The sequence below is a fragment of the Lactobacillus nasalidis genome (genome assembly GCF_016587775.1).
GTDB lineage: Bacteria > Bacillota > Bacilli > Lactobacillales > Lactobacillaceae > Lactobacillus > Lactobacillus nasalidis.
Genome location: NZ_BOCG01000407.1, coordinates 1 through 3,550, shown reverse-complemented (window position 1 = coordinate 3,550; position 3,550 = coordinate 1). Strand labels below are relative to the sequence as shown.

General features: G+C 50.4%; 4 protein-coding genes. 2 read left to right on the top strand and 2 right to left on the bottom strand.

Features of this window, described 5'->3' with window-relative positions; all coding sequences use genetic code 11:
• Together lacNas_RS07470 and lacNas_RS07465 are read left to right on the top strand one after the other, a co-directional pair.
• The coding region (locus lacNas_RS07470; RefSeq protein WP_201346741.1) for an ATP-binding cassette domain-containing protein at window positions 1–396 on the top strand (396 nt) is incomplete at its 5' end.
• Between the two features lie 22 nt (window positions 397–418).
• Window positions 419–2,293 (top strand): FtsX-like permease family protein, encoded by a 1,875-nt coding sequence (locus tag lacNas_RS07465; protein ID WP_201331004.1) that lies wholly within the window; start codon window positions 419–421, stop codon window positions 2,291–2,293.
• 61 nt (window positions 2,294–2,354) lie between these two features.
• Here the strand turns inward: lacNas_RS07465 and lacNas_RS07460 are convergent, their stop codons facing one another.
• The gene (locus tag lacNas_RS07460; RefSeq protein WP_201331003.1) at window positions 2,355–2,819 is read right to left on the bottom strand and encodes a pyridoxamine 5'-phosphate oxidase family protein; all 465 of its coding nucleotides are present in this window, start codon (window positions 2,817–2,819) and stop codon (window positions 2,355–2,357) included.
• A 97-nt stretch (window positions 2,820–2,916) separates the two neighbouring features.
• A partial coding sequence (locus lacNas_RS07455) for a flavodoxin family protein (protein WP_244661440.1) occupies window positions 2,917–3,550 on the bottom strand: 634 nt, incomplete at its 5' end.

The window sequence follows — 3,550 nt, the reverse complement described above, 5'->3', positions numbered from 1 at the left end:
ACAGAGATCGACGACAAGGTCGACAAGATCGCGGCTAAGCTCAACATCAGCGAAGTTTTGGAAAAGTATCCAGCGGCTATTTCCGGCGGGCAAAAGCAAAGAGTTGCCGCTGCCAGAGCCTTGGTTCATGAGCCGGCAATCTTGATGGCTGACGAGCCAACTGGGGCTCTAGACTCCAAGTCTTCCAGAGCCTTGCTGGATACGATGGAAATGCTCAACCAAAAAGACCAGGTTTCAATTTTGATGGTCACCCACGACCCGTTTTCTGCATCTTTTGCTGACCGGATTCTCTTTATCCGCGACGGGCTGATCGATGAAGAAATCAAGCGTGGGGACATGAAGCGGCAGGATTTCTACAAGAAGCTGATCAGCCAGCTCAGTGAAAATGCCGACTAGTTGAGTAATGAAAGGGATTAACATGATTTTTAAACTGTCAATGACCGGGATGAAAAGCCGGCTAAAAGACTACCTGGTCCTGTTTTCTGGCTTGAGTGCCGCCAGCATGATTTTTTACATGTTCCTGACTCTGGCCGCCAATCCGGCTTTCCTCAAGTCCAGCGTTGCCGGCCAGCTGACGATGGCTGCGACCAAGTTCATCTTTGGCTTCGGGACCGTTCTGCTGGGACTTTTGGTCCTGGTTTATCTGGCATATGCCAACAGTTTCCTCTTGAGCATGAGAAAACGCGACTACGGCATGTACATGATGCTGGGGGCAAAAAGCGGCAAGATCGGCCAGCTGATCTTCGCTGAAACCCTGGTGACTGGGCTGCTGGCCACAGGGATCGGGATTGTTTTGGGCGTCGGCTTGACTGAACTGGTTTCAGCCTTGATGGTTAAGCAGCTGGGCTTGACTCTGGCTCATTTCAACCCGCTTTACCTGCCAGCGGTTCTCTGGACCTTGCTTTTTTTCATCGTGCTTTTCTTCCTGGCCGCTTCATGGAACGCGGTCAAATTGACCAAGACGACACTGATCAATTTGCTAAAAGAAGATCAAAAGCCAAGCAGCTTGAAGAGCCGGCCGGTCTTGAGAACTGTCCAGGCGCTGGTCGGTCTTCTGTCTATGGCAATTGGCTACTGGGCGATGGGACATGTAGCTGATCTGCAGCTGAAGGCAATTCCAATTGCCCTGGTAACCATCGTTTTAGGCAGCTTCTTCATCTTTGACGCCTTCTTCGTGGCCGTGATCGACTTTTTACGGAAGAAGCACGGCTTCCTCTACAAGGGGATGCGGCCTTATACTCTGGGGCAATTAAAGTTCCGCCTGCACGGCTACACCAGAATCCTGTCGGCCATTTCAATCATGCTGGCTCTGGCCCTGGGAGCCATCACGGTCGGCATCAACTTCAACAATCTGAAGTCCGCGATGACCGATGTCCAGTATTATGACTTTGTCCTCGTCGGCAAGCAGGAGAAGCTGGCTGACAAGCTGGAAAAAATTGGCGTCCAGGAAAAAGTCAGCTATAGCTACAAAGCTGACAAAAAAGCCGGCGTCCTCTATGTCAAGAAGAGCGAAATCGACAAGACACCGCTCAAGATTCAAGAATACAGTGCCGCTTCCACACAGAAAAAGAAGGCGATTGACAAGCAGGGCCGGATCTACCAAACCGTTGAGGTCAGTTCCAGTACTTTGACTGGCAAGCAAACGGGCAAGGCCAGCAGATATGCGGCCGAAGCAGCCAGCCTTTTCCCGGAAGACTCCTCTAAAGGCTTCATTGCCTTGTCAGATGCGGCCTTTGCCAAAAAGAAGCTCAGCAGCCAAACGCTGACTTTCTACAAGGTCAAGGAGTTTGCCAAAAACAACCAGCAGCTGCTGAAACTGTTGAAACAGGAAATGAAGCAGTTTAACAAGAAATCAGTGACTTACTTCTACCTGCAATTTACCAAGCCAGTCTTGTACCAGCAGATTGCGGCCATGTGCTCAGGCTTTGAATTCATGGGTCTCTTCCTCGGTTTGTCATTCTTGATGATGCTGGCGTCAACTTTGATGTTCAAGATTCTCTCTGCAGCGACTAGTGATAAAACGCGTTACCAAATGCTCTACAAGCTTGGAAGTAAAACAAGCGTCTTGAAGGCAGCGATCGGCAAGGAAATTGCCATCCTGTTCGTGGCTCCGGCAGTTTTAGGCAGTCTGGACGTGCTCTTCGGCTTGCAGTTCTTCAAACTGCTCCTGCCAGACCCTTACTACAAGCTTTGGATTCCATTCCTGGCCTTTTTCCTGCTTTATCTGGTCTACTACCTGGTAACTGTAAAGCTTTACCAGGGGATCGTTCTGCAAGATACTAAGCAAGATTAAGATATTTATCGCAAAAAAGCGACCGAAAGCTAAAACAGTTTCGGTCGCTTTTTAGATGCAATTAGAAAGTGAAGGCCTTTTGGAAGATTGGGGTTTGCCGCAAGTCATAAACAAAGCCGTCGGTAGGGGTGATTTCAAAAGGCCGCAGCAGTTCCCGGCGCTCAGACTCAGTCTTGTTGATCTCCAGCATTTCGGGATGCTGCTCATAGATCTTGTCAAGGTAGGAGAGGTCGACCTCCTTAACGGTGCCGTTCAAAGTAAAGCCGACACTGGACATCGTTTCTTCGCCCTTTAAAGCCGTAATTGAAACATAGGGCTGAGCCTGCAGTCTTTGGTAAAAGCTCTTCTCGTAAGTCGTCGCGAAATACAACTTGCCGTCAAGGCACAGTTCAATATCAGCGACATTAGTGTAGGGCCGCCCATTGGCGACGGTCCCGAAGACGACTGATTGAAAGGCCGCCGGGATCAAATTCAAAAACTCTTCTTTGCTCAAGCTGCTGTCTAAAGTGGGAACTTGTTCGCGCATTTTTTTCTGCCTCCGCTAAATCACGTTACCTGTATAGTTAATATTTACATGATCATTATAGCATTTTTACCGGGGAGAAAAAACAGGGCAGGGGATGCTAATTGACTTGTTTCAGCCAGGCACTGACGCGGTGGTCGGCTTGGTCGACCTTGTTGCCGTCAACAACGAGCGGCTTGGTGTAAGTATTGTTTTTACCGCCGGCCTCCTTGATCAGCTGCTTGAAGACGCTGATGCTGTCGCCTTGCCCGTAGCCGCCTTCGGTTTCAAAGGGGGCAAGTTTCTTATCAGTGAATTCCTGCCCGTAAGCCTTTAAAAAGCCCTGCATCGGCTGGCTGAGCGTCATTGCCCAGGTTTGGAAGCCAAAGTAGACAGTGTCATACTGGCTGAGACTCCACATGTCCTTGACTACGGCAGGCGGATTGCCAGTTTCTCTTTCGCGGTTGGCTCTGGCCAGAGTCTTTTGGTAGTTGGCTGGGTATGGGTTCTGCAGGCGGACCTCGTAGATGTCAGCGTCCAGCTTATCAGCCAGCTTGCTGGCCAGCAGTTCGGTTGAACCCGACCGGGACCAGTAGATGATCAAGCTTTTGGCATTCTTAGTGTGCACTCGGACCGGCTGCGATCCCTTATTGGTATCATCGCCGTCAGACGGGGTTCCGTAGCCGCCAGCCCACTTGCTGCCGCGTCTCAAGAGCTGGTTGGCTCTGATCTCCTGATTGGCAATCTTGCCGACG